Consider the following 2,707-nt stretch of genomic DNA (forward strand, 5'->3'; position numbering starts at 1 on the left):
GGAGCCATTGGTCTGGCATTATTCATTTCGTTGAAACAAAGATTACAAATGGAATTCTTGAGGGAATTAATAGCAAGGTCCAACTGGCCAAACGACGAGCAAGAGGTTATCGCAATATTAATAATTTTATCAATATGATTTACTTTCTTTGTGGTAAGTTAAAATTCGACTACCCACTGTATTTCACATAGAGCCAATAAAAGTCACCATCAATCAATAGCCTCACCCATGAGGGATGTTTGTATGCGCAATAATCCATACCCTCATAATCAGAAAATTCCTTTTTATTCGCTTGCTCCTGAAACAAATAATCAGCATAGTTATAATCATATAATGTAGTAAAATCCAGCAAGCTTTTGTTATCGGCCAACATTTCGTTGAGAAAAATAAAGTCTTTTCCAATCCCTTTGGTAAGCAAGAGAGCCCAGTTAAGAATATTCAGTTTAGACTGGGGAGCATCACTCCAGGCCTTATCTACATCATCTATACTACATTGAATATCTAGCAAACTATCCAGTAGCACACGCTCCACTCTATTGCGGACCTTTTTATCCATCGTTGCCCGGAAATTTTCTTGCTGCTGTGCAGGCCATGCGTGGTAATTTGAATCCGCTGCCATTAATGCCCTACGGGCAGCCGCTGTTATTTGTGTTTTATCTATAGAATTGAGTTTGTATTTAATATTAGACGAATTCATAGGCTTTATTGGTTCTTACACATGTTTTCTTTAAATGGCGATATTTTTTTAAGACAGCCCCTTTAGAATTAGCAACCGCTAAAGAGTTCTCAATAGAAGCCCGTAAACCATCCATTAATCTGATTTCTGCTGACCCTGCAATAATAATTGCTGATATTATCCACCAGAAAATCAATTATTTCAGCTTAGTTTTGAATACCTGCTGAGATACCTAAAGTGAGCAGCTCACTTCTATTTGGAAAAGCTTTGCTGTTTTTTATTTTCAGTGCCTAACGTATATTGCAAAGCAAAATTATTTTTAATAAAACCTCCCCTAACCCCTCCTTGTTAAGGAGGGGGACTGTATGGTTACTTCTTGGCTTATCATTGTTTTAATTTAAATGGACACTCTTTATTCGCCGCTTGAATCACAAGAACAATATGATTCTATTTGCACGAGGGTGCGCTTTAATTGTTTTATCATGAAAGAACTTGAAGAAAAGGCAGAAGTGTCTTTTTGCTTCACTGTCTTTATGTACTGAAGTTTCCCAATTATTGAGTAGCTGAAATACACAATGCTGGTGTATCGAGGTTTATTTTAGGTGGTTTTGCCATGTTTATAGCAACCCCCTACTTAATTCCCCTTAGGCAATAGCATTTGAAACGAATGAAAAGACTATTTTTTTCATATAGTTGTAGCATAGTTTCAATTTTACCATAAATAATTATTGGGAAACTTCAGTTTATGTACTTCATGGTTAAAATAACTGAATGATTAAATCACGGCATATCCAGCTTAAAACCTCCCCAACAATAAGCTGGGAAACAGACCTTAAATCTATTAGTGATGACTTTTATAAGTGCTTAGGTAACGCGCAATAAATAATCTACCTTATATTGCGCAGGATTTTTGTTTGTCTTCAAGGCGTAGAAATAGGCGCATAGCTGGCTATGTAACTATTTCTTCAACGCAGAAGACAGGCAAAAAGACAAGCAAGATGGGTGGGTTATTTGTTGCGAGTTGCCTTAGGAATCAGAATTCAATAATATCCGTAAGAACTGCCAGTCCTTCGAAGACTGGCAGTGCTACAGCAGAAAGCTTTAAGGTTTTATTAAATCCGTATTCCTTAATATGGGGTTACCTCTAAAAAATGAGTTCTATTTTATTCAAGCTTTCTAATAAACTTTCATAAAAGCAAACATGACTTGATAATCATAAATAGAGCTAGTAACGGGGACTTCAACTGTTCCTAACATATACCAGTCCATGCCCAGATGAGTACGAAAGCCAGGTGACAATGAAACGGTTGTATCTCCGCCGTCGGCACGGTTATCAATCGCCTGATTTACATTTGTTGCCAGGTACCAGACCATATCACCAAAGGGGGTCATATCATGAGGAGTCATATAGTAACCAACGGATACGTTGGCATCAAAGGTAGATCGTGCGCCTGCCTTGCTTATTTCACCGGCATAAGGAATTGTGAACCCAGCACCACCTCGTACAAGCAGGCCTTTCCACCAGTTCGCCCAGAATTGGTATTGCGGAATGATAGCTGCTACATCATCGCCGTGTATTGCGTTACCGGTTGGAGTACGAAAGTCAATGTTCAATGTTCAATGTTTGAGTGAAGTTACGTGATTCTGATAGCATGATACGCGCCTGGATTCGGAAATCCCCGAAGTTTGTATCTTCACTATTAGAGGATACGGGAATATCTGTCCTGACTTCGAAACGTGAATTTATCGGCGTAAAGGTCTCTAAAGTGCCTGTGTAACTATCGGTACTATTACTATGATGTTTCCAGCCAAAAATGCCAAGACTGAGCCTGTAGAATACGCCTTCATAGGCATTTAACCAGCCTTGACGCGGGGCTCCACCACCCAATGGCATTCGCTTAAATAACAAAGTAACTAAAGATTTATTCCGCGCTCAAATTACTGTAATCCAAAAGGTTTATGAAATTACAAATTTATGATTCTAAATCTTGACTATAAACTCTTAGCATGAGAGTATAGAGGTGACTAAAA

At 38.4% G+C, this 2,707-nt stretch carries 5 protein-coding genes; 1 reads left to right on the forward strand and 4 read right to left on the reverse strand.

Annotation, left to right across the window (positions count from 1 at the left end; genetic code table 11):
• On the forward strand, positions 1–191 hold a 191-nt coding region (locus tag CDZ78_RS17210), incomplete at its 5' end, for a transposase (RefSeq protein WP_140414072.1).
• Here the strand turns inward: CDZ78_RS17210 and CDZ78_RS17215 are convergent.
• The 4 genes from CDZ78_RS17215 to CDZ78_RS17230 form a co-directional block, all read right to left on the reverse strand.
• Positions 170–697: a hypothetical protein gene (locus tag CDZ78_RS17215; protein WP_087871090.1), complete on the reverse strand. Its 528-nt coding sequence runs from the start codon at positions 695–697 to the stop codon at positions 170–172. The genes CDZ78_RS17210 and CDZ78_RS17215 overlap by 22 nt on opposite strands.
• Positions 684–872, reverse strand: coding sequence for a hypothetical protein (locus CDZ78_RS17220; protein ID WP_087871091.1), 189 nt, complete (start codon positions 870–872; stop codon positions 684–686). Before CDZ78_RS17220 ends, CDZ78_RS17215 begins: the two co-directional genes overlap by 14 nt.
• 980 nt (positions 873–1,852) lie before the next feature.
• Positions 1,853–2,290 (reverse strand): hypothetical protein, encoded by a 438-nt coding sequence (locus tag CDZ78_RS17225; RefSeq protein ID WP_087871092.1) that lies wholly within the window; start codon positions 2,288–2,290, stop codon positions 1,853–1,855.
• Entirely contained in the window at positions 2,280–2,585 is a 306-nt protein-coding gene (locus CDZ78_RS17230) for a hypothetical protein (RefSeq protein WP_140414158.1), read from the reverse strand. The genes CDZ78_RS17225 and CDZ78_RS17230 overlap by 11 nt, the downstream gene beginning before the upstream one ends.
• Between the last annotated feature and the right edge of the window lie 122 nt (positions 2,586–2,707).

The sequence above is a fragment of the Bathymodiolus platifrons methanotrophic gill symbiont genome (assembly GCF_002189065.1).
GTDB lineage: Bacteria > Pseudomonadota > Gammaproteobacteria > Methylococcales > Methylomonadaceae > Methyloprofundus.

Bases quoted from the DNA above. Each gene is read 5' to 3' on its own strand.
- CDZ78_RS17215 (WP_087871090.1), bottom strand. From the start codon at position 697: ATGAATTCGTCTAATATTAAATACAAACTCAATTCTATAGATAAAACA.